The organism is Phenylobacterium sp. (genome assembly GCF_025351295.1).
In the GTDB taxonomy this organism is placed as follows: Bacteria; Pseudomonadota; Alphaproteobacteria; order Caulobacterales; family Caulobacteraceae; genus Phenylobacterium.
Genome location: NZ_JANXWD010000105.1, coordinates 81590 through 102515, shown reverse-complemented (window position 1 = coordinate 102515; position 20926 = coordinate 81590). Strand labels below are relative to the sequence as shown.

The window sequence follows — 20926 nt, the reverse complement described above, 5'->3', positions numbered from 1 at the left end:
CCGTCACGGTTCGCCCCCGACTCGTGGGGGATCGGGGTCTGTGGTTTGATCGATTTTGGTGTCGCTTATAGTTGACGATCCTCTTGTCTCGCCTACGGTGTCGCATGCTCGAGGTGCGCCAGACCGAGGCGTTCGCCGAATGGCTCGGCGCGCTGCGAGACCGCCGCGCGATGCAACGGATCTCCGATCGGGTGCTCAGGATCGCAGTCGGCAATCTCGGCGATGTCGCCTCGGTTGGCGAGGGTGTCACCGAGGCGCGCATCCACTACGGGCCGGGTTACCGGCTCTATTTCGTGCGGCGCGGCGAGCAACTGATCGTGCTCCTGTGCGGCGGAGACAAGTCCACCCAGGCCCGGGACATCGCGGGCCAGGCAACTGGCGAAGGAGGTATGAGATGACCCCGAAGACCCTTCCCTTCGATGCGGCCGACGGGATCGAGACGGCCGACGACGTGGCGTATTTCCTCGAAGCGGCCTTCGAGGACGCGAACGCCGCGCACATCGCGACTGCGCTGGGCGTCGTGGCCCGGGCGGGCGGCATGACCGAGCTGGCGGAGAAGACCGGGCTTTCGCGTCAGGCGCTGTACAAGGCGCTAAGTGCCGACGGGAACCCAAGCCTTGACACCGTGCTACGGGTCATGGGCGCGCTCGGCCTCCATCTGACGGTAAAGACGCCGCAGGCGGCATAGGCGGACCCCGAGCCCAGGCGCGCGGGGTGCCGTAAAGGCCGCAGCCTCGACGTAGTGCGTCATCCCGCGGACCAGCCGCGGGACGACGGTCAGGCTCAGGGGATGGCGTAGAACAAAAGCGCCGCAGCCGCGGCGATGTAGGCGACCCAGGTGGCCAGCACCCCGGCCGCCCTCGGCCACCCGGTCCCGTCGCCCCGCGACAGGCCCAGCGCATGCAGCACCCGGCCCCCGAACAGCACCAGGCCGATGCCGTGGATCAGCATCGGCTGCGCGCCCGCCTGCGCCAGGATCGCCAGCGCCACCAGGGCGGCCGGCACATATTCCGTCGCATTGCCGAACGCCCGGCCCGCCTGGGTCAGGCCTGGCACGCCGCCGTCGCCCAGCACCACGTGGTGCTTGCGCCGCTGGCGGGTGACCAGCACGGCCAGCACCAGCAGCAGGATCAGATGCAGCCCTGCCCAGAGGGCCGCGGCGTGAACGGAATCCTTCGGATCCATCGTGGCGTCCTCTTTGTGTCGCTACTCGACCGGTCGACCGTCGCCGGGCAACCCCAGCCTAGCCCACTTCTCGGTCACCGCGTCGATGGTGGCGCGGTCCATCCCCAGCTTCTCGCCCCACTCGCGGTGGGTCTCGGGCGGCCATTTGTTGGTGGCGTCCAGCCCGATCTTCGATCCCAGCCCGCTCTCCGGCGATGCGAAGTCCAGGTAGTCGATGGGGGTATTCTCGATGAGCGTGATGTCGCGGGCCGGGTCCATGCGGGTGGAGAGCGCCCACATGACGTCCTTCCAGTCGCGGGCGTCGATGTCGTCGTCCACGACGATCACCCACTTGGTGTACATGAACTGGCGCAGATAGCTCCAGACGCCCATCATCACCCGCTTGGCGTGGCCGGGGTAGGCCTTCTTCATCGACACCACCGCGATGCGGTAGCTGCAGCCCTCCGGCGGCAGCCAGAAGTCGACGATCTCCGGGAACTGCTGCTGCAACAGCGGGATGAACACCTCGTTCAAGGCCTCGCCCAGCACCGACGGTTCGTCCGGCGGCCGGCCAGTGAAGGTGGAGAGGTAGATCGGGTCCTTGCGCATGGTGATCGCGCTGACCTGGAAGACCGGGAACTGTTCGACCGAGTTGTAGTAGCCGGTGTGGTCGCCGTACGGCCCCTCGTCGGCGTACTCGTCAAGCAGCACATGGCCCTCCAGCACGATCTCGGCCTGGGCCGGGACCATCAGCGGGACGGTCTTCGCGGGAACCAGGTCCAGCTTGGCGCCGCGCAGCAGGCCGGCGAACTGGTACTCCGACAGCGTGTCCGGCACCGGGGTGACCGCGGCCAGGATCGTGCCCGGATCGGCGCCGATCACTGCGCAGGCGGGCAGCGGCTCGCGCTTGCCCTGCGCCTTCCAGCGGCGGTGGTGCTGGGCCCCGCCGCGGTGGGCCAGCCAGCGCATGATGGTGCGGTCCTTGCCCAGCACCTGCATGCGATAGATGCCCAGGTTGTAGTCGTCCTCGCGGGTCTGCGAGGGGCCCTTGGTCACCACCAGCGGCCAGGTGATCAGCGGCGCCGGCTCGCCCGGCCAGCAGCCCTGGATCGGCAGCCTGGTCAGGTCGATCTGGTCACCCCTCCAGACGATCTCCTGCACCGGCGCGGTCTTGCGCACCTGCGGCCGCATGCTCATCACCGTCCTGGCCAACGGCAGCATCTCCATCGCGTCCTTCAGGCCACGCGGCGGTTCGGGCTGGCGCAGGAAGGCCAGCAGCTCGCCCACCTCGCGCAGTTCGCCGGCGGTGGTGCGTTCCTTGCCCTCCAGGGTGACGCCCATGGCCACCCGCTTCACCGTGCCGAACAGGTTGACCAGGCAGGGCATCGTCGAGCGCTCGCCGTCGGCGCGGATGACGTTCTCGAACAGCACCGCCGGGCCGCCGTCGCGCAGCAGCCGGCGCTGGATCTCGGTCATCTCCAGCTGGGTGGAGACCGGTTCGCTGACGCGGACCAGTTCGCCGGCGGCCTCGAGCTTGGTCAGGAATTCGCGCAGCGATCGGTAAGCCATCAATGTTCCCTTTGGGCGGGTTTACCCGCGGCGCCGGAAGCGGTCTAGGATTGCCCCATGGCCCGCCTCGACCTAGATGACCTGCCGCCCAGGATCGCCGCCGTGCTGACCGACCTGCCGGCCGGCGAGGAACTGCTGCTGGTGCAGCACGGCGCGGTGGTCGGCCGGCTGATCGCGCCCGACGCGCCGGAGCCGGAAGACGCCGAGCCGGAGATCGAACCGGACCAGAAGCTGCGCGAGGTGTTCGAGCACTTCCGCGCCTCTATCGAAGATGAATTCTAGGAGCGACCCATGAAAACCCTCACCGCCACGCTGATGGCCCTCGCCCTGGCGGGACCCGCCCTCGCCGCCGATGCGCAGAAGGCGCCGGAACCCGCCAAGCCGGTGGACGCGGCCAACTTCTTCAACGGCCGCTGGTACGAGATCGGCCGCACCCCGATGAAGCTCACCGACGGCTGCGTTGCCGGCTATACCGACTACCTGCGCAAGGGCGACAAGGTCACCCAGCGCGACGGCTGCCGCGACCAGACCCCGACCGGCAAGGAGAAAGTGATTGGCGGGCCGCTGAAGATCCTCAACCCCGGCCAGAACACCAAGGTCCACGTCAGCTACCAGCTGTTCGGCTTCGTGCCGATCGCCCGCGAGTACTGGATGATCGACCACACCAACGAGTGGTTCCTGCAGTCCACGCCCAACATGGACATGATCAACATCTACACCCGCGACCCCCACCCCTCGGCCGAGCTGGTCGAGAAGCTGACCGCCGAGGTGAAGAGCTGGGGCTACACCGGCGCGCTGGAATTCCCGGAATTGGCGGCGAAGTAACCACCTCCTGTCTCTTGATCGTCATCCCGCGGCTTGTCTGCGGGATGACGATCATTAGGAGCGCGCGCGCTCCGCCTCCCACGCCTTGACCGCCGTCTTCTTGGCGATCTTGCGGAAGCGGCGTTCCAGGAAGTTGCGGAACGAGCCGGGGTGCAGGGTCTCGATCCGCGCCAGCACGCTGGGATAGTCCTTGTAGTGCGGCGTGATGTGGAAGGTGGCGGGTTCGGCCTCCATCAGCATCTCGCGCTCGTCCGGGCCGATGTCCAGCAGCACCACGCTCTGGTCCTCGCGGCGCAGGCGGGTGAAGAACTTGCCGTTCAGCTTGAACGACGGGCTGCCATAGCTCATCCCCGGTTCGGCGCCCGGAAAGGCCATCACGATGGCGGTCATCTCGTCCTTGGTCATGGGGCGTCTCAGCCTCGATCGATCTGGGTGGGCGAGCCCAGTCTAAGGCCTTGCGCCGAGGCGTCGATCAGGAAGTCGAGGCGTCTGAGCCGGGTGGCCGCGCCCCTGGCCGACACCACGCGATGGATCGAGACCTTGCGGTAGCCGGCCGGCGTGGCCTGGAAAAAGGCCCAGGCGGCGGCGTTGGCCTGGAAGCGCGCGGCCTCTTCCGGCGTGAACTCGGCGGTCGCGCGTTCATAGGAATAGACCTGGGTGCGGTCCTTGCCGATATCGTAGGCGGCCTGGCCGGCGGGGCGGATGCGGCCCTGCGCCTGCAGCTCGGCGTACCGTCTGACGTTCACCTGGCTCCAGATGCCACCGGGCTTGCGGGGCGTGAAGCGGATTCGGTAGGCCGCGTCGTCGATCCGATGGCGGACCCCGTCGATCCAGCCGAAGCACAGCGCCTCGTCGACGCTCTGCGGCCAGGTGATCGAGGCCTTGCCGCTGTCCGTCTTCCAGAACCCGACCGAGAGCTCGATTTCGGTGGCGTGGTTCGCCTGCAGCCAGGCGCGCCATTCGCCCGGCGTCGCAAAGAACATGGGCTCCGCATCCGATCCCACAGCCGCTCTCCTCACCCGTAGGGGGGTTATAGGGATCGCGGGATCGAGCGACACTTTTGACCAGATGCACTCCAGGTCGATTGGCGGGCGTCGCTTCGTTGGAAAGAACGATCAGGACGACGGTCCGCCGAGCCGCTCGCCTGCCGACTTAATCGTGGCGGCGCTCATGTTCTCTCGGATGAATTTCACGTCGCTACGATTTCGGGCCCACACGAATTCCGCCGCGCCTCGGACTGTGTATCCATTGCGCACCCGAACGATTTCGCGCGGTGCCATGCCTCTGATGAATTCGAGCGTCTCACGCTTGTTGGCCGCCACGAATAGCCGGCGCGGACCTATCGGGAGGGCGATGAGTGCGCCCGGATCACCAAGTCCTTTGACCTGCTCCAGGCTACGATCTGAGGTGAAAAGGTCGAGGTTCGATTCCAACCGCAGGACGTCCCACTGCATGCCGTTGATGTGCTCGCCGATCTTCGGGTTATCGATGAGCTTAGTGGCGATGAGCATGGCAACGTTTTCGACGATGCGCGGCTCGCGCTTCACAAAGAACTCTTCCAGCGTCGCAGGATCATCGGGCTTTCTTATCGCGTCGTACTGGGCCTGAATTTCGGGAACAGTTTGCCCCCAATCCCGCTCGGTCGCGGCCTTAATACCCAGAATATCGGCTGGGGTCCGGAGGCGCGTGGACTGTAGAAAGCGGCTCCAAGCGCTGCGGGTGGCGCTTGTCCATTTTATCGGTCCACCGGCCTCCAGCATCGCGAGAACATCCGCAGCCTGATCGTCAACTTGCTGCATGAACTTCTGCTCGACCTGTTGGACGAGATGGGGCTCAAGACCAGGCATTGCGTAGAGATCGTCTGCGTATCCCGTGGCTGTTGGCGGAAGCCTTCGAACCTTGACCTCAGCGCCGCCGGGCCGGCTGAACTGTTCAAGTCGGCAGTCAGCGCCGGCCCACCTCCTGAGGTAAAAGACCGGTGCGAAATGGTGACGTCGTGGTGGATTCGCCGGCTTCACGCCATCCCGCTCCCTTGGCTCTGCGAAGCCGCGCCCTAAAGTGTTGCGATAGGCCCGCGCGATCAACGCCCTACGCAAGCGCTTCAGCTAGCGAAACCAATCTGACGCAACGTGCCATTGCCCAACACCCAGACCTCCTTGAAGACGTTCAACGCGGGGGCTACCGCCGGGCCAATGCCACGCTGGTAGGCGGCTTGGCCTGCAACCGGCCAGATATTCAGATAGAGGACCAGCGACGTATAGGCCGGATAGCCCTTGTCAGCTTTCTCCCGCGCGACGCGGGCTACCTCTTCCAGCGCGCTTGCGGCAGGGGTCCACTGCTCTTGGGGAATGTGCTGAGGTTTATTTCGCTGTTCGGGGGCCAGAAGACGGTCGGCCTTTAGTTCGTTGCCGCGCCGGCGACCGGGCGCAATGAATTCAGCGACCTCGTACCGCTCGACCCGCCCGGCGTGTTTCAGTTCGAAGTCTGGTGGATCAGCACCTAGTCTGACACCATCGGCCTTCCACGCCGTCGCACATTTCGCGGCAACGTAGGCGTCGCGGAACACAGAGCCGGGTTGGTCCAGCGTATGGTCGGCATGGTGACGACGCATCGCCTGGACGATCATGGCGAAGCCCCTGGGCTTCCGCCAACCGCCCAGCTTCCATTCCCAAACCGAAAGCTCAGCCTTGGTGGCGCGGCGGCTAGATGTCGGGTGGGTGCCCATGACGCCCTCGATTCTAGACGGAGAGGGACACGCTACCTGGACGATTGCGTTTCCCTCAGTGCTACCTCTGTCAATCTCGTGTAGTTGCGCGCGGGGATTAGGCGCAGTTTTTGGTCATTAGGTTTGCGGTCGAAGAGGGACGCTGCTGCGTGCCTGTTGCGCACTAGCGTGGGGCCCCCGCCGCGCGACGAGCAATAGGCCCGACTATCCACTTTCCCGCGTTCTGAAGTTCATGAGGGCGTTGCTCATGCCCGCAATAGGGATTCCCAATCGATCCTCGATGCTGTGAAACACTGTCGAAAGTGTCGCTCGATCCGGCAATCACTATAACCCCCTCCCCCTACGGGTGAGGAGATAGCCCTCAGTTGAGCGGAGAAGATCGGCTCAGTACGCAAGCGCGACCCCGTCCTTGCGCATCTCGGTGGCGGCAGCGTAGCGGCCGGGCCAGGCCTGGATGGCTTGGTAGCCGCCATAGCCGCCGGGGGCCGGCTTGAACTGCCAGCCGATTTTGGCCAGGCCGGCCTTGGTGGCCTCCGGCACGCCGGTCTCCAGGTTGACCACGCCGACGGCGCCCAGGTCCTCGCCGGTGGGCTCGCTGCCGCCGTCGTGGTGCCACCGCGGGCTGTCGCCGGCCTCCTGCAGCCCCAGACCGAAGTCGACGATGTTGGAGATGATCTGGCTCTGGCCCTGGGGCTGCATGTCGCCGCCCATCACCCCGAAGCTGAGCAGCGGGTGGCCCTCCTGGGTGGCGAAGCCCGGGATGATGGTCTGGAACGGCCGCTTGCCCGGCGCATAGACGTTGGGGTGGCCGTCGGCCAGCGCGAACAGCTCGCCGCGGTCCTGGAACATGAAGCCCAGCCCGTCCGGCATCAGCCCCGAGCCCATGCCGCGATAGTTGGACTGGATGATCGAGATCATCATCCCATCCCGGTCCGCCACGGTGAAATAGGTGGTGTCGCCATGGGCCGGCGCCTGGCCGGGATAGACCATCGGCTGGATGCGGTCGGGCCGGATCAGCTTCGCCCGCGCCCGCGCGTAGTCCTCTGAGATCAGCCATTCCGTGGGCTGCCGGTGGAACGCAGGGTCGGCGTAGTAGCGGGCGCGATCCTCGAACGCCAACCGCTTGGCCTCGATCTCGTGGTGCAGGGCCAACGTCGACTGGAAGCCCATCGCCTCGATGTCGAACTGCTCCATGATCTTCAGCATCTGCAGGGTGACCACCCCCTGGCTGTTGGGCGGCAGGCCCCAGACGTCGACGCCGCGGTAGTTGACGGTCACCGGCTCGACCCACTCGGTGCGGTGGGCGGCCAGGTCGGCCCGCGTCATCCAGGCGCCGATCCGCTGGAAGTAGCGCTCGATCCGCTCGGCGATCTCGCCCTCGTAGAACGCCCGGCCGCCGCCCTCGGCGATCAGGCGGTAGGTGTGGCCCAGCTCCGGATTGCGGAACAGGTCGCCCTCCCGCGGTGTCCTGCCGCCGGGCGCCCAGAGGCGGTTGAAGTTCTCCACCTCCTCCAGGCCGGCATCGGGCCGGTTGAAGATCCGCTGCGAACTGGCGACGTAGAAGGCGGTGTTCTGGATGACCGGATAGCCCGCCTCGCAGGCCTCGATCGCCGGTTGGAACAGGTCCTTCCAGGGCAACTTCCCGTAGCGCTGGTGCAGCGTCGCCCAGGCATCGACGGCGCCCGGCACGCTCACCGAGATCGCGCCATAGGACGGGATCGTCCCCCTGGCCGTCGCGCGCTTTCGCACCGTCTCGAGGCTGAGCCCCTTGGGACTGCGGCCCGACCCGTTCAGCCCGACCACCTGCTTCAGCTTCGGGTCCCAGAGCAGCACGAAACAGTCGCCGCCGATCCCGCACGCGATCGGCTCCCCGAAGCCCAGCACCGCGTTGGCCGCGATGGCGGCGTCGACCGCCGAACCGCCGGCCTTCAGGATCTCGATGGCGGTCAGGCTGGCCAGGGGATGGGCGGTCGCCGCGGCCCCGTGCGTGCCCCACACGGTCGAGCGGCTGGCCCACGTCGCCCCATCCACCCGGTCGCCCATGCCCACGTCGGACCGGTCGCGGTTGGGGTTCTCCCCCCGCGACGTCGCGAAGGCCGGCCCGCCCAGGGCGGCTGCGGGCAACGAGGCGAGGAAGGTGCGGCGGCGCATGCGGGCTCCGGAGCGGCAGGGACCCGCAAGGTTAGCAGGATCGCGGCCGGGCGCGCGACCACCTACGCGGCGGCTTCCATCGACGAGTCGTCCAGCACCCTTTGCAAGGCCGCGAGGAGCTGGCCGACCTCGATCGGCTTGGCCACGACGCCGTCCATCCCGGCGGCGAGATAGGCTTCGGCCTGGTGCGACATGGTGTTGGCGGTGAGCGCGAGGATCGGGGTGCGGCGGCGACCAAGCTCGGCCTCGCGCTGGCGGATCAGGCGCGTGGCGGTGGGGCCGTCGGTGTGAGGCATCTGCACGTCCATGAGGATCGCGTCCCATTCGGCGCTTTCCCAGGCCGCCACCGCCTCGGCGCCGTCGGCCACCACCGTCGTCTCGATGCCCAGCTGTCCGAGCAGGGTCGTCAGCACCAGCTGGTTGATCTCGTTGTCCTCGGCCGCCAGCAGCCGCAACGCGCCGGTCTCCTGTGGCGCGGCGCGGGCGGCCGCCGGCGGCGGGGCTTTGCGCGCCCCAGCGATCCTCGGGAGCGGCAAGGTGACGACGAAGGTCGTGCCCTCGCCGAGCCGGCTGGTCACCTCGATCCGCCCGCCCATCATGTCGGCGAGCTGGCGGCAGATGGCGAGCCCCAGGCCGCTGCCGCCGTAGCGGCGGGTGGTGGACGTGTCGGCCTGCTCGAACTTCTCGAAAATGCGCTCGATATGCTCGGGCGCGATGCCGATGCCGGTGTCGCTGACCTCCAGCCGCACATCCTCGCCGTGGCGGGATAGTCTGACGGCGACCCGGCCGCCCTTGTCGGTGAACTTCAGGGCGTTGGAGATCAGGTTGCAGAGGATCTGGCGCACGCGCGTCGCATCGCCCAGGCACGCGCCCCCGCCGGCGGGCGCGACCTCCAGGCTGAGCGCGATGTCCTTGGTATCGGCCAAGCCGATGAAGGCGTCGCGGGTGTCCTCGGCGAGCGCCTGGAGATCGAATTCGGCCGCCTCCAGCTCCAGCTTGCCGGCCTCGATCTTGGAGATGTCGAGGACGTCGTCGATGATCGAGAGCAGGCTCTGGCCGGATTCGCGGATGATGCCGAGGCGGCCGCGCTGAGCGCCGCTGAGCTCGTCCGCCTCCATGGCCTGCGCCATGCCGAGGACGCCGTTCAGCGGCGTGCGGACCTCGTGGCTGACCGTGGCCAGAAACATGGTCTTGGCGAGGTTGGCGGCCTGCGCGGCGGCGGTGAGCGACTGGGCGACGGCGCGCAAGCGCTCATTTTCCCGCAGCTCGACGGTGAGGGTTCGGTTCAGGGCCTCCGCGGCCAGGCGCGCGCTGAGCTCGCGCAGGACCGCGCCGCGCACCAAGGCCGCCATGCCGATCGCCGCAAAGCCGCCGGCCAGGCCCACGAAGGCGTATTGGGCAATGAGGTCGCCTGGCGCCTGCCGCGCCATGGTCAGCATGCCCAACCCGGCCGCGGCCACGCTCACGTAGCCGAGACGCCGGGTCGGCGCGGCGATCGCGAACGCCAGCGCCATCAGCACGAAGTAGAACAACTTCAGCGGCTCGAAGTGAATCATGAGGTAGGCCGTGACGTTGCCGATGAACAGCGCATTGACGGCGCCGATCCCGGCTTCCATCGGCAACATCTTCGGCGGACGACGTCCCCACGCGTACCACAACGCGCCGGCGACGGCGGACGAGACAGCCGCCAGGCCCGCGAGGACGAGGAGATCCACCCCGGTCTCGTAGAAGAGATGCGACAGGACAATCAGGCCGTAGTAGACGCTCGTCGCCACGAGAAACCCGCGCACCACCGGCAGGTAGGCGGCGGCGATTTCGCGCGGCGGCAGGGTGTTCTTCTGGGGCCGGCGAGCCATCGGATCACATTCCGCGCAGGGATCGGCCAAGCTTATGGCCGCGAACTCACACCGAGAGATGAACGTTATGGGATTGCGACCCGTCGCCGCAGGCTGCCGGCCGCGGTGCAGCGCATGCGGGCTCCCAAAGGCGACGCCGAAGGTTTAGCAGGACCCTGCGCCGGCGCGATGGGCCCGGTGGCCGGGACCGGCGTCAGCAGGGGGATGGTCGACATGGCGCCTGAAGTGGTTCCGCCTCGCGCCGACGCCGGCCGGTCGCGCGCCTGTTTCATGACCTCGGAACGTCTCGGGTTCGGGACGTGGACGACGGACGACGACGCCCTGGCGACCGCGATCTGGGGCGACCCGGAGGTGACGCGGCTGAGCGGGGGCCCGTTCACCCCCGTCCAGGTGCGGACGCGCCTAGAGGCCGAGATCTCGAACCTGCTTCACCACGGAATCCAGTACTGGCCCCTGTTCCGCCGCGACACCGGCGCGCCGGTCGGCTGCTGCGGCCTGCAGCCTAGGGACCCGGCGGCCGGCGTCCTGGAGCTGGGATACCATTTGCGCCGCGAGGCCTGGGGGCAGGGCTACGCCACCGAGGCGGGGCGGGCGGTGATCGCCTGGGCGGCGGCCCGGGGCGTTCCGGCGCTGTTCGCCGGGCATCACCCGCAGAACCACGCCTCGGGGCGGACCCTGCGAAAGCTCGGCTTCACCTACACCCACGATGAGCACTATCCGCCCACCGGCCTGCTGGAACCCTGCTACCTGCTGAGGCTCACCGACGAGGGGGGATGACGAGGCCGTACGGAGCCTGCGCCCTTAAGCCTAGGCGCCCATCGCGACGCGGGCGATGGCTGCGGCGTGCACCAGGGCGCTGTCGATGAGCGGGTAGGGTGGTGGCCGGCCGTCGAAGGCCAGGAAGAGGTCCGTGCCGCCCAGCACGATGGCCTCGGCGCCGGCCTCATGGAGCTTCTGGCCCTGCTCGGCGAGGTAGCGGCATTGCGCGTCCGTGGCCTCCGCCGCCGCGGCCATGGCGACATAGGTGGCGTGGACGGTAGGGAGGTCTTCGTCGGCCGGCGCCATCACCTCCACCGAGCCCACGCCGTACAGCCGCGATGCCATGGCGTTCCGCGAGTCCAGGACGCCGACCCTGCGCAAGCCCGAGGCGGCGAAGTGGCGGTCCAGGGCCGGGATGGCGTCGATCAGCGGCAGGCTGGAGATGGCTTCCAGTTGCCGGATGCAGAAGTGACCGCCCATCGAGGTCACCGCCACCGCGCCGCAGCCGCCGGCCTTCAGCCGATCCACGTGGCGCGCGAAGGCGGCCGCCTGGGCCTCGGGGCGGCCGGCGTACATGTTGGCGGCCATCTCCCGCAGGTCGGCGTGGGCGATGGTCAGCTCCAGCCGGCGCTCGGCCGCGGCATGCGCCCGGACCAGGGCCCTTTAGTAGAACTCCGTCGCCGCCGGCCCGATGCCGCCGATCAGGCCGATGTGCATGGGGAGACCTCGTGGCTTCGATGATCGCGGACTTGAGCGGACTTTGCGGCGCGTGGCGACGGCCAGTTGGCGAATTGCGGCCCGCTTCGGTGGTGCGCGCGGCGGCGCTTTATCGGATGCGGTGCGCGTCGCGATCGGTCAGTCTGCGAGTCTTGGCCGAGGGGCAAACGATCATGCTGAAGTGGACGACGCTGGCTCTGGCGGTGGCTGCGGGGACGTCTGTGACGTCGTCCGGGGCGATGGCGGCCGGGTCGATGACGGCTGGGCGGCCGATCGGGCCGGACGATATCGCCCGCCTGCTGGTGGTCAGCGAGCCCCAGGTCGATCCGGCCGGCCAGTGGGTGGCCTATACGGTGGCCGGCACGGATGTGACCGCCGACAAACCGGTCAGCCACATTTGGATGACCTCGTGGGACGGCGCGCGCAGCGTGCAGCTGACCAGCCGCGCCAAGGAAAGCGAGACCACGCCCCGCTTCAGCCCCGACGGCCAGTGGCTGGCGTTCATCTCGGCGCGTGGCGGCGACGACAAGGCCGACGACCAGCTGTGGCTGATGTCGCGGGCTGGCGGCGAGGGGCGGCCGATCGGCGGCGTGCACGGCGCGGTGACCGACTATGCCTGGTCCCCGGACTCCAGGACCCTTGCCCTGGTGGTCGAGGACCCGGACCCTGACGCCCGCGCCAACGCCGCCGCTGAGGCCATCGTGCCCTCGCCGGCCCGGCCCGGCGGCGCGCCCGCGCCCGAGGCGGCGATGTCGCCGACCCCCCAGAGCGGCGGGGCCGACAAGGACAAGCCGCCCAAGCCGATCGTCATCGACCGCTTCCAGTTCAAGCAGGACATCGACGGCTACCTTGGCAAGAAGCGCCAGCGGCTGTTGCTCTACGACATCGCCACGGGCGCGGCGCGGCGGCTGACCACCGGCGACTTCCGCGAGGCGCTGCCCGCCTGGTCGCCGGACGGCCGGCAGATCGCGTTCTCGTCGAAGCGGGCGGCCGATCCCGACCGGACCTACGACTCCAACCTCTATCTCGCGACCGTGGGCGCCGCGCCGGCCGAGCCGGTGCGGCTGACCGCCTACGAGGGCGCGGACAACGACGACGAATGGGCCAGCCGGCCGGCCTGGAGCCCCGACGGGCGCGAGATCGCCTATCTCGAGGGCGGGCCGGTCAAGCTGATCGGTTATGGGGTGCACAAGCTGGCGGTGGTCCCTGCGGCCGGCGGCGCGGCGCGGGTGCTGACCGCCGCCCTCGACCGCAATGTCAGCAACCCGGTCTGGTCGGCCGACGGCCGCTGGCTCCGCGTGCTGGTCGAGGACGACGAGGCGCAGCGGATCGTCGCGGTCCCGGCGGCCGGCGGCGCGCCGAAGGAGGTGGCCGGCGGCTGGCGCAAGTTCTCCGCGCCGGCGGCCGCGCCCAGGGACGGCCTGGCCGTGCTGCTGTCGACGCCCATGGCCCCGGCCGAGGTCTATGCCGTGGACGCCGGCGGCAAGCTGCGCCAGCTCAGCCACCAGAACGACGCCTGGCTGAAGGAGGTCGCCGTCGCGCCCACCGTGCGCACCAGCTTCAAGAGCGCCGACGGGACCGAGGTGCACGGCTTCCTGGTGACCCCGCCGGGCGCGCCGGCCGGCCAGCGGCTGCCGACCATGCTGTACAGCCACGGCGGGCCGCAGTCGCAGGTCGCCGCCGAGTTCGCGATGAACTTCCAGATCTTCGCCGGCCATGGCTATGCGGTTGTGGCGCCCAACTTCCGGGGCGGCACGGGCCGGGGCGAGGCCTATGCCAAGGCGATCTATGCCGCCTGGGGCACGGTGGACGTGGCCGACGACCTGGCCGCCGTCGACGACGCGGTGGCGCGCGGCGTGGCCGATCCGGACCGGCTGGTGGTGGGCGGCTGGAGCTATGGCGGCATCCTGACCAACTACGTCATCGCCAGCGACCGGCGGTTCAAGGCGGCGGTGAGCGGGGCCTCGATCTCCAATGTGTTCGCCGGCTACGGCACCGACCAGTACATCCGCGACTATGAGACGGAGCTGGGCCGGCCGTGGGAGCACCCGGAGGCGTGGCTGAAGCTGAGCTATCCGTTCTTCCACAACGAGCGGATCGTGACGCCGACCCTGTTCATGGCCGGCGACAGGGATTTCAACGTGCCGCTGCTCAACAGCGAGCAGATGTACCAGGCGCTGAAGAGCCGCGGGATCGACGCCGAGCTGGTGATCTATCCCGGCGAGTTCCACGGCCTGCGCCGGCCCAGCTTCCTCAAGGACCGCATGCAGCGCTGGCTGGCCTGGTACGACGCGCGGGTGGGGAAGGCGCCGTAGGTGCTTGCCTGACGTCCGCCTGTCGGCGACGTTCCTTCCCCATTTGATCGTCACCCCCGGCCTTGTGCCGGGGGCCCATGCCTCAGCTTGCCCGATTCCCTGCGGCAGGCCGCGCGGCGCGGCCTGCCGCCACCACCGTGCCGGCGGCCCGATGGATCCCCGGCACAAGGCCGGGGATGACGAGCTGATGGGGGGGATCAAACACGGCCAGCCGCCCCCGCCACCGCGGCCCGGCGCGGGAACAGCCGGCCGCGCACGGTCGCGCCGAACACCAGCAGGGCCAGTCCGCCGCCGCCGACTACTGCGGCGTGAAGGGCCCAGAACTGGGCCGCCGGGAGGCGTTCGTAAAGGCTGCCCAGGCGGCCGCTGACCACGCTGCCGAGCGACACCGAAAGCGAATAGAGGCCCATCATCGTCGCGGTCACCGAGATCGGCGCGGCGCGGGAGAACAGCGCGTTGGCGGTGGGGGCGAAGAACAGCCAGCCCAGGTTCGAAGTCAGGTGGAACACCACCGCCCAGATCAGCGGCGTGCGGCCATGGGCGTCGGTGACGAACTGGCCTCCGGCCAGCCACAGGGTGGAGGCGGCGAAGATGAAGCAGCCCACGGCCATCTTGCCGAACTCGTCCGGCTCGCGGCCGCGCCTGGCCTGCCAGCGCCAGAACCACAGCGCCGGCGGCAGGGTGATGAACGGGGCCAGGCCGTCCACCGCCTGCAGCCAGGGGACCGGCACGGTGAAACTGCCGATGGCCAGCTCCAGGTGGTCGCGGACCCACAGGTTGTAGGTGTTCCAGATCTGCGACTGGGCGACCCAGAAACTGGCCGCCACCGGCACCAGGGCGGCCAGCAGCAGCACCACCCGCCATTCCGCGCCGGTCAATCGGGCGTGCGCCACGGCGGTCCGCCGCCGCGCGGTCTCGGGCACGATCCGCTGGCCGGCGAGGTAGGTGATCAGGCCCACGATCATCCCGACCGCGGCGAACCCGAAGCCCACATGATAGCCATAGCTCTGCTTGAGCAGGCCGGTGATGACCGGGGCGACGAAGGCGGCGAGGTTCACCGCCGCGCCATAGATCTGGAACGCGATGGTGCGACGCCGGTCGTCGCGGTCGTACAGGTCCCCAACCTGCGGCGCGAGGTTGCCCCGCAGCGCCCCGGTCCCCAGAATCAGCAGCAGCAACGCCAGCAGGAACGAGGCGTCGAAGGCCATGCACAGGTGGCCGGCGGTCATCAGCAGCGCGCCCAGGGCCACGCTGCGCGAGCGGCCCAGCAGCCGGTCGCCCAGTGCGCCGCCGAGGATCGGCGCGAACAGGGCCAAGCCCAGGTAGAGGCCGAAGGTCTGGGTGGCCAGCGCCTGGGTGGAAAGCGGGCCGGTGACCGTTTCGACCGCGGCGCGGAACGGGGCGAACCCCACCACATGCTCGATATGGCCCGGCAGCAGCAGCTGCTCGACCATGTAGAGGGTCAGCAGCGCCTGCATGCTCTGGAACGAGATGCGGTCCCAGAACTCGGTGCCGGCCAGCACCGCCAGCGCCCGGGGGTGGCCGAACAGCAGGCGTTGGGGTGCGGGCTGATCGCGCGCCGGCGTGGTCATCGGCGTCGGCCCCTCGGACACGGTCACGTAGCGCGGCCAGCCGCCAGCGGCACAGTCGGGGCGTGAGCCTCCGTGGCGGTGGTCATGTCATCCCCCGATGCGGGCGGCCCTCGGCGCCGTGACCGGAGACGGGCGCCCATTCCCCGGGCGAGTGGACGGCGCCCGCCGGGGTTTGGCAAGCCGGGGCTGGCGTGGCTGGCGGCGGCGGGCGCAGATGGCCCCGGAACGGATCGGGAGAGATCGATGGCGATGCGGATGGCGGCGGCGCTCGCGGCCCTGGCCCTGGCTTCTGCGGCCCAGTCTTCGGCGGCCCTGGCCGAGCCGGCGCGGACCTTCACCCTGGAGGCCACACCTAGGTCGGTGGCCTGGGGCAACTATGACGCCGCCCACGCCCCGGCGCTGACGGTGAAGTCCGGCGACACGGTGGTGGTCCACACCCTGCTGACCAACAGCCCCGCGGGCCTGGAGAAGAACGGCGTCCCGCCCGACCAGGTGGAGGCGGCGCTGCGCACCGTCTACGCCCAGGTCACCGACAAGGGGCCGGGCGGCCACATCCTGACCGGGCCGATCTACGTGGAGGGCGCCGAGCCCGGCGACACCCTGGAGATCCGCATCCTGAAGATCGACCTGGCGATCCCCTATGCCTACAACGGCTTCCGCTACGGGGCGGGCATCCTGACCGACGACTTCCCCTATGCGCGCACCAAGATCATCCCGCTGGACCGCGCCAGGATGGTCGCCAATTTCGCGCCCGGGATCACCATCCCGCTGCACCCGTTCTTCGGCAGCATGGGCGTGGCGCCGCCGGTCGGGTTCGGCCGCTATGACAGCACGCCGCCCACCGTCATCGGCGGCAACATGGACAACAAGGACCTGGTCGCCGGCGCGACCCTCTACCTGCCGGTGTTCAACAAGGGCGCCCTGTTCGAGGTCGGCGACGGCCACGCCGGCCAGGGCAACGGCGAGGTCGACGTCACCGCCCTGGAGACCTCGCTCACCGGGACCTTCCAGTTCATCGTCCGCAAGGACCTCAAGACCGCCTACCCCCGCGCCGAAACCCCCACCGTCTACATCGCCATGGGCTTCGACGACGACCTGGCCATCGCCGCCCGCAAGGCGGTCCGCGAAATGGTCGACTTCCTGATCCGCGAAAAAGGGATGTCGGCCGACGACGCCTACATGCTCGCCAGCGTCGCCGGCGATCTGGCCATCACCGAGGTCGTGGACCGCAACAAGGCGGTGCACATGAGCATGTCCAAGGCCGTTTTCGGGAAGTAGGTGTTGCCTGCCAGCATCCACAATCGACGCCCGTTGCAGACTTATGCTAAGTCGGCGCAGTATAGTTCGTGGCGGCGATGACAAGAATTGATGTGGCGGGTAGCAATCCTCTCATCCTTAATGATCGGTGCAAATGAGCCGACGCTGCGTCTGCGATATCGACGGCCGCCCGTCCCGCCACATGCGCGGTTTGGAATGAGAACCGCTCCGACAGCCCGATGCGCCACGCCATGACCTTCTGGGTCCGAACCTATCTGTCGCCCGCCAATGGTCATGCGGCTGTACTGCGCGCCTATCGGGACAAGGACGTTCAGCGGCTTCTGAACGATCACTGCATTGCGAACCCGACCGATGACATACAACGGGCTGCAGATACGTTGGAGCAGAGGGCGCTCGCGAATGCGGCCCGCGACCAACCTGGCTGGGTCGCTAATCACCCGTAGCTACACTTGGATAAGCAACCGTCCGCCTACTCCGTCCACACCGCCAGTTCATTCCCCGCCGGGTCCGTGAAGTGGAACCGCCGGCCGCCCGGGAACTCGAAGATCGGCCGGGTGATGGTCCCGCCGGCGGCGCGCACCTTGGCCTCCATGGCCTCCAGGTCGTGGGCGTAGAGGATCACCAGGGGCGTCTTGATGGCGTCGGGGTCGTCGGTGTGGAAGCCGCCGTCCAGGCCCTCGTTGAAGCCGGCGTAGGTCGGGCCGTAGTCGATGAAGGTCCAGCCGAAGGCCGCCCCGTAGAATGCCTTCACCTTGGGAAGGTCGCCGCCGGGGAACTCCACATAGTCGACCTTGCCGTCATCGCGCATGGCTTAGCTCCTCGTCCTGACCTGGGCCGAGCCTAGGCCGGGTTGTGTGCTCTTTCAAGAACAAAATAGCAACATGTGCGGAGGCCCGCCTTGACAGCCCGGCCGCGCAGGCGACATCTCCCGGTGGTTCCGAGGGGTTGTCATGGCTTTGGGTTGCCTGCTGAGCGCCTGTCTGCTCGCCCACGTCGACGCCGCCGCCGGGTCGCAGGTGCGGCCGCAGAGCGCGCATCGGGTGGCGCCCGCCGAGGCCGGGCTGGCGACTGATCCGACCTTCCAGGAGACGGCCGGCGAAGTGCGCAATGCGTTGCGCGCCGCGGGCTTCACCCTGGCCGAGGGCGCGGGGCCGCCGGCGCAGGTGGTGGTGATTGTCGCCTATGGCGTGGACGCGCCGCGCGTCCGGCTCCGCGCGCGCACCGAGGACGTCGCGGCCTTCACCCCCGGCGGATCGCCGTCCACGACCGGCGCCGCCGGGCGCGCTCCGAGCGTCGACTATGGCGCGGTAGGGACCCGGACGGTGACGCTCCGCGCCGCCACCTCGGTCCGCCATGTCTCGTTCGCCGCCTACGACGCCCAGGCGGTGGCGGCCGGCCAGGCCCCGCCGCCGCTCTGGACGGTGACCGTGACCAGCGAGGGCGCCGACGACATCGGCGCGGCGCTGCCAGCCATGATCGTCGCCGCCGCGCCCTGGTTCGGCAAGTCCACCGGCCGGCGGGTCGACGTGGCGACGCCGCTGGAGGGCCGCGCGGTGGAGGCGGTGCGCAGGGGCGTCGGGCCGCCGAAGTAGCTGCGCCCGGGGCGACCGAGCCCCTTCGAGGCGGAACGAAGCCCGCGAGACGACCCTTCGTCGGGCTTGACCCTGATTGATGTTATCTTATAACGGACAAGTTACGTTATAACATCACATAGAGGGCGGTCCCATGGCGCTGAAGTTGTCTGTGTTCGTGTCTGTCAGCGCGGCCGCCCTGGCCGCCGCCATGTCCGCCGCGGCGCAGACCACGACCGCCGGGCCGGTGGAGGAGGTGGTCGTCACCGCCCGACGGCTGGACGCCGCCCGCTCGGCCATCGAGCCGGCCCTGGGGGCGACCAGCTATTCCCTGCCTGAGGCTTTCATCACCAACCTGCCCGGCGGGGCCAATACCCAGCTGAACCAGGTCGTGCTCCAGGCTCCCGGGGTGGCGCAGGACAGCTTCGGCCAGCTGCACATCCGCGGCGACCACGGCAACATCCAGTACCGGCTGAACAATGTGATCCTGCCGGAGGGCCTGGCGGTGTTCGGTCAGACCCTGTCGCCCCGGCTGGCGTCGAACATCGAGCTGATCACCGGGGCGCTGCCGGCCCAGTACGGGCTGCGCACGGCCGGCATCATCAACATCACCACCAAGAGCGGCTTCCGGACCGGCGGCGAGGCCTCGGTCTATGGCGGCAGCCACGGGGTGATCACGCCCAGCCTCGAATATGGCGGCTCGTTCGGGCGCTCCAGCGCCTTCGGCTCGCTGAGCTACACCGGCACCGACGTCGGCATCGAGAGCCCCGACGGCCGCGCCGACCCGCTGCACGACCACTCCGACCAGTACCAGGGCTTCGGCTATTTCGACCACATCCTGGATGACCAGAGCCGCGTCTCGGCCATCGTGGGCACGTCGCAACAGCGCTTCGAGATCCCCAACACCGCGGGCCTGCAGCCGGACCTGGGCCTGAGCGTGAACGGCCGGACCGCCTTCGCCAGCCAGGACCTGGACCAGAACCAGCGCGAGGGGACCAGCTTCGCCATCGGCGCCTACCAGCGCTCGACCGAGCGGTTCACCGGCCAGGCCTCGGTGTTCGCCCGCTACTCGACCCTCACCTACCGCGCCGACCCGCTGGGCGAACTGCTGTTCAACGGCATCGCCCAGGATGCGCGCAAGACCGACCTGGCGCTCGGCCTGCAGCTCGAGGGCGTCTACACGCTGAACGACCGCCACACCCTGCGCGGCGGGGTCATCGCCCAGCGCGACCGCACGACCAGCCGCACCAGTTCCCAGGTGCTGCCGGTGGACGCCGACGGCGTCCAGACCACCGACCGGCCGCTGGTCCTCGCCGACGCCGACCACAACACCGGCACGACGCTCTCGGCCTTCCTGCAGGACGAGTGGAAACTGGCCGACACCCTGACCTTCAACTACGGCCTGCGCTTCGACCGCCTCGACGCCTTCCGCCAGGAACACCAGCTCAGCCCGCGCGCGAACCTGGTGTGGACGCCGGCGCAGGGCACGACCGTCCACCTCGGCTATGCGCGCTACTTCACCCCGCCGCCGTTCGAACTGGTGGCCAGCGACACCGTCAGCCGCTTCGTCGGCACGACGGCCCAGGCGCCGGGGACCCTGAACGACCTGCCGCTGTCGGAGCGCGACAACTACTACGACGTGGGCGTGTCGCAGCGGTTCGGCCCGCTCAGCCTGGGGATCGACGCCTACTACAAGCTGGCCCGCAACCTGGTGGACGAGGGCCAGTTCGGCGCGCCGATCATCCTGACCCCGTTCAACTATCGCTCCGGCTACGCCAAGGGGGTCGAGTTTTCGGCCAACTACGCCAGCGGCCCGTTCAGCGCCTACGGCAACCTGGCGGTCTCGCGGGCCAAGGGGAAGGACATCGTCTCCAGCCAGTTCAACTTCCACCCGGCCGACCTGGCCTATATCGCCGGCCACCACGTCTATCTGGACCACGACCAGACCTACACGGCCTCGGCCGGCGGCACATACCGGTTCGGCGGGACGCGGGTGTCGACCGACGTGATCTATGGCTCGGGCCTGCGCCGGGACGGCGCGGTCCCCAACGGCGACAAGCTGCCGGCCTATGTCCAGGTGAACCTGGGCGTCGCCCACACCCTGGACGGCCTGCCGGGCGGCCCGCTGACCCTGCGCGCCGACGTGATCAACCTGTTCGACCGGCAGTACGCCATCCGCGACGGCTCGGGCATCGGCGTCGGCGCCCCGCAGTTCGGCCCGCGGCGCGGCCTGTTCGCCGGGGTAAGCAAGGCGTTCTAGCCGCCCGGGGTCGGGCGCCGCGCCGCCGCGCCAGGCGCCAAGGTGCACGGGGCTGCGACATTTCAGGCCTGAAAAAAATCCCCGGCGTTCACAATCGCGAAAGCGCGTCGCGCATATGGATGCGGCGTCTCAGAAGGAGAAGTC

The 20926-nt window shown here is 69.0% G+C and carries 20 protein-coding genes; 9 read left to right on the top strand and 11 right to left on the bottom strand.

All coding sequences use genetic code 11. From position 1 onward, the window contains the following. Positions 1-104 precede the first annotated feature (104 nt). Positions 105-398 (top strand): type II toxin-antitoxin system RelE/ParE family toxin, encoded by a 294-nt coding sequence (locus Q0R13_RS14930; protein WP_293905261.1) that lies wholly within the window; start codon positions 105-107, stop codon positions 396-398. Then, on the top strand, positions 395-688 hold the full coding sequence (locus Q0R13_RS14925) for an addiction module antidote protein (RefSeq protein ID WP_293905259.1): 294 nt from the start codon (positions 395-397) through the stop codon (positions 686-688). Before Q0R13_RS14930 ends, Q0R13_RS14925 begins: the two co-directional genes overlap by 4 nt. Positions 689-783: 95 nt before the next feature. Here Q0R13_RS14925 and Q0R13_RS14920 read toward each other — a convergent pair whose 3' ends face one another. Together Q0R13_RS14920 and Q0R13_RS14915 are read right to left on the bottom strand one after the other, a co-directional pair. Next, positions 784-1185, bottom strand: a complete 402-nt coding sequence (locus Q0R13_RS14920) for an MAPEG family protein (RefSeq protein ID WP_293905257.1) — start codon at positions 1183-1185, stop codon at positions 784-786. Between the two features lie 21 nt (positions 1186-1206). Next, positions 1207-2733 (bottom strand): UbiD family decarboxylase, encoded by a 1527-nt coding sequence (locus tag Q0R13_RS14915; RefSeq protein ID WP_293905255.1) that lies wholly within the window; start codon positions 2731-2733, stop codon positions 1207-1209. A 57-nt stretch (positions 2734-2790) separates the two neighbouring features. On the opposite strand from Q0R13_RS14915, the gene Q0R13_RS14910 reads away from it, so the two are divergent. Continuing rightward, positions 2791-3015 (top strand): hypothetical protein, encoded by a 225-nt coding sequence (locus Q0R13_RS14910; protein WP_293905253.1) that lies wholly within the window; start codon positions 2791-2793, stop codon positions 3013-3015. A gap of 9 nt (positions 3016-3024) precedes the next feature. Further along, positions 3025-3558, top strand: a complete 534-nt coding sequence (locus Q0R13_RS14905; protein WP_293905251.1) for a lipocalin family protein — start codon at positions 3025-3027, stop codon at positions 3556-3558. 54 nt (positions 3559-3612) lie between these two features. Here Q0R13_RS14905 and Q0R13_RS14900 read toward each other — a convergent pair whose 3' ends face one another. The 6 genes from Q0R13_RS14900 to Q0R13_RS14875 form a co-directional block, all read right to left on the bottom strand. Then, positions 3613-3963, bottom strand: coding sequence for an MmcQ/YjbR family DNA-binding protein (locus Q0R13_RS14900; protein ID WP_293905249.1), 351 nt, complete (start codon positions 3961-3963; stop codon positions 3613-3615). 8 nt (positions 3964-3971) lie between these two features. After that, on the bottom strand, positions 3972-4541 hold the full coding sequence (locus Q0R13_RS14895) for a YdeI/OmpD-associated family protein (RefSeq protein WP_293905247.1): 570 nt from the start codon (positions 4539-4541) through the stop codon (positions 3972-3974). Positions 4542-4673: 132 nt separating this feature from the next. After that, positions 4674-5576 (bottom strand): DUF4238 domain-containing protein, encoded by a 903-nt coding sequence (locus Q0R13_RS14890; RefSeq protein ID WP_293905245.1) that lies wholly within the window; start codon positions 5574-5576, stop codon positions 4674-4676. 83 nt (positions 5577-5659) lie between these two features. Further along, positions 5660-6184: a hypothetical protein gene (locus Q0R13_RS14885; RefSeq protein WP_293905243.1), complete on the bottom strand. Its 525-nt coding sequence runs from the start codon at positions 6182-6184 to the stop codon at positions 5660-5662. A gap of 483 nt (positions 6185-6667) precedes the next feature. Then, positions 6668-8434, bottom strand: a complete 1767-nt coding sequence (locus tag Q0R13_RS14880) for a gamma-glutamyltransferase family protein (RefSeq protein WP_293905241.1) — start codon at positions 8432-8434, stop codon at positions 6668-6670. A gap of 62 nt (positions 8435-8496) precedes the next feature. Continuing rightward, entirely contained in the window at positions 8497-10290 is a 1794-nt protein-coding gene (locus Q0R13_RS14875) for an ATP-binding protein (protein WP_293905239.1), read from the bottom strand. Between the two features lie 213 nt (positions 10291-10503). Here Q0R13_RS14875 and Q0R13_RS14870 point away from each other — a divergent pair, with 213 nt between their 5' ends. After that, entirely contained in the window at positions 10504-11067 is a 564-nt protein-coding gene (locus Q0R13_RS14870) for a GNAT family N-acetyltransferase (protein ID WP_293905237.1), read from the top strand. A gap of 30 nt (positions 11068-11097) precedes the next feature. Here the strand turns inward: Q0R13_RS14870 and Q0R13_RS14865 are convergent, their stop codons facing one another. Then, positions 11098-11706, bottom strand: a complete 609-nt coding sequence (locus Q0R13_RS14865; RefSeq protein WP_293905346.1) for an aspartate/glutamate racemase family protein — start codon at positions 11704-11706, stop codon at positions 11098-11100. A 233-nt stretch (positions 11707-11939) separates the two neighbouring features. Here Q0R13_RS14865 and Q0R13_RS14860 point away from each other — a divergent pair, with 233 nt between their 5' ends. Next, positions 11940-14081, top strand: a complete 2142-nt coding sequence (locus Q0R13_RS14860; RefSeq protein ID WP_293905235.1) for a S9 family peptidase — start codon at positions 11940-11942, stop codon at positions 14079-14081. 197 nt (positions 14082-14278) lie between these two features. Here the strand turns inward: Q0R13_RS14860 and Q0R13_RS14855 are convergent, their stop codons facing one another. Continuing rightward, positions 14279-15673 (bottom strand): oligopeptide:H+ symporter, encoded by a 1395-nt coding sequence (locus Q0R13_RS14855; RefSeq protein ID WP_293905233.1) that lies wholly within the window; start codon positions 15671-15673, stop codon positions 14279-14281. A 243-nt stretch (positions 15674-15916) separates the two neighbouring features. Between Q0R13_RS14855 and Q0R13_RS14850 the strand changes: the two genes are divergently transcribed. Next, positions 15917-16951, top strand: a complete 1035-nt coding sequence (locus Q0R13_RS14850; RefSeq protein WP_293905231.1) for an acetamidase/formamidase family protein — start codon at positions 15917-15919, stop codon at positions 16949-16951. A 469-nt stretch (positions 16952-17420) separates the two neighbouring features. On the opposite strand, the gene Q0R13_RS14845 is transcribed toward Q0R13_RS14850, so the two are convergent. Beyond that, positions 17421-17759 (bottom strand): VOC family protein, encoded by a 339-nt coding sequence (locus tag Q0R13_RS14845; RefSeq protein ID WP_293905229.1) that lies wholly within the window; start codon positions 17757-17759, stop codon positions 17421-17423. 142 nt (positions 17760-17901) lie between these two features. On the opposite strand from Q0R13_RS14845, the gene Q0R13_RS14840 reads away from it, so the two are divergent. Both Q0R13_RS14840 and Q0R13_RS14835 read left to right on the top strand, forming a co-directional pair. Beyond that, positions 17902-18543: a hypothetical protein gene (locus Q0R13_RS14840; protein WP_293905227.1), complete on the top strand. Its 642-nt coding sequence runs from the start codon at positions 17902-17904 to the stop codon at positions 18541-18543. 133 nt (positions 18544-18676) lie between these two features. Then, complete coding sequence (locus Q0R13_RS14835; RefSeq protein WP_293905225.1) at positions 18677-20782, top strand: TonB-dependent receptor; 2106 nt, start codon at positions 18677-18679, stop codon at positions 20780-20782. Positions 20783-20926 lie beyond the last annotated feature (144 nt).

Excerpts from the sequence above, each read along its gene's own strand:
- Q0R13_RS14930 (WP_293905261.1), top strand. The coding sequence starts at position 105 with ATGCTCGAGGTGCGCCAGACCGAGGCGTTCGCCGAATGGCTCGGCGCG.
- Q0R13_RS14925 (WP_293905259.1), top strand. The coding sequence starts at position 395 with ATGACCCCGAAGACCCTTCCCTTCGATGCGGCCGACGGGATCGAGACG.
- Q0R13_RS14920 (WP_293905257.1), bottom strand. The coding sequence starts at position 1,185 with ATGGATCCGAAGGATTCCGTTCACGCCGCGGCCCTCTGGGCAGGGCTG.
- Q0R13_RS14915 (WP_293905255.1), bottom strand. The coding sequence starts at position 2,733 with ATGGCTTACCGATCGCTGCGCGAATTCCTGACCAAGCTCGAGGCCGCC.
- Q0R13_RS14910 (WP_293905253.1), top strand. The coding sequence starts at position 2,791 with ATGGCCCGCCTCGACCTAGATGACCTGCCGCCCAGGATCGCCGCCGTG.
- Q0R13_RS14905 (WP_293905251.1), top strand. The coding sequence starts at position 3,025 with ATGAAAACCCTCACCGCCACGCTGATGGCCCTCGCCCTGGCGGGACCC.
- Q0R13_RS14900 (WP_293905249.1), bottom strand. The coding sequence starts at position 3,963 with ATGACCAAGGACGAGATGACCGCCATCGTGATGGCCTTTCCGGGCGCC.
- Q0R13_RS14895 (WP_293905247.1), bottom strand. The coding sequence starts at position 4,541 with ATGTTCTTTGCGACGCCGGGCGAATGGCGCGCCTGGCTGCAGGCGAAC.
- Q0R13_RS14885 (WP_293905243.1), bottom strand. The coding sequence starts at position 6,184 with ATGATCGTCCAGGCGATGCGTCGTCACCATGCCGACCATACGCTGGAC.
- Q0R13_RS14880 (WP_293905241.1), bottom strand. The coding sequence starts at position 8,434 with ATGCGCCGCCGCACCTTCCTCGCCTCGTTGCCCGCAGCCGCCCTGGGC.
- Q0R13_RS14875 (WP_293905239.1), bottom strand. The coding sequence starts at position 10,290 with ATGGCTCGCCGGCCCCAGAAGAACACCCTGCCGCCGCGCGAAATCGCC.
- Q0R13_RS14870 (WP_293905237.1), top strand. The coding sequence starts at position 10,504 with ATGGCGCCTGAAGTGGTTCCGCCTCGCGCCGACGCCGGCCGGTCGCGC.
- Q0R13_RS14860 (WP_293905235.1), top strand. The coding sequence starts at position 11,940 with ATGCTGAAGTGGACGACGCTGGCTCTGGCGGTGGCTGCGGGGACGTCT.
- Q0R13_RS14855 (WP_293905233.1), bottom strand. The coding sequence starts at position 15,673 with ATGACCACGCCGGCGCGCGATCAGCCCGCACCCCAACGCCTGCTGTTC.
- Q0R13_RS14850 (WP_293905231.1), top strand. The coding sequence starts at position 15,917 with ATGGCGATGCGGATGGCGGCGGCGCTCGCGGCCCTGGCCCTGGCTTCT.
- Q0R13_RS14845 (WP_293905229.1), bottom strand. The coding sequence starts at position 17,759 with ATGCGCGATGACGGCAAGGTCGACTATGTGGAGTTCCCCGGCGGCGAC.
- Q0R13_RS14840 (WP_293905227.1), top strand. The coding sequence starts at position 17,902 with ATGGCTTTGGGTTGCCTGCTGAGCGCCTGTCTGCTCGCCCACGTCGAC.
- Q0R13_RS14835 (WP_293905225.1), top strand. The coding sequence starts at position 18,677 with ATGGCGCTGAAGTTGTCTGTGTTCGTGTCTGTCAGCGCGGCCGCCCTG.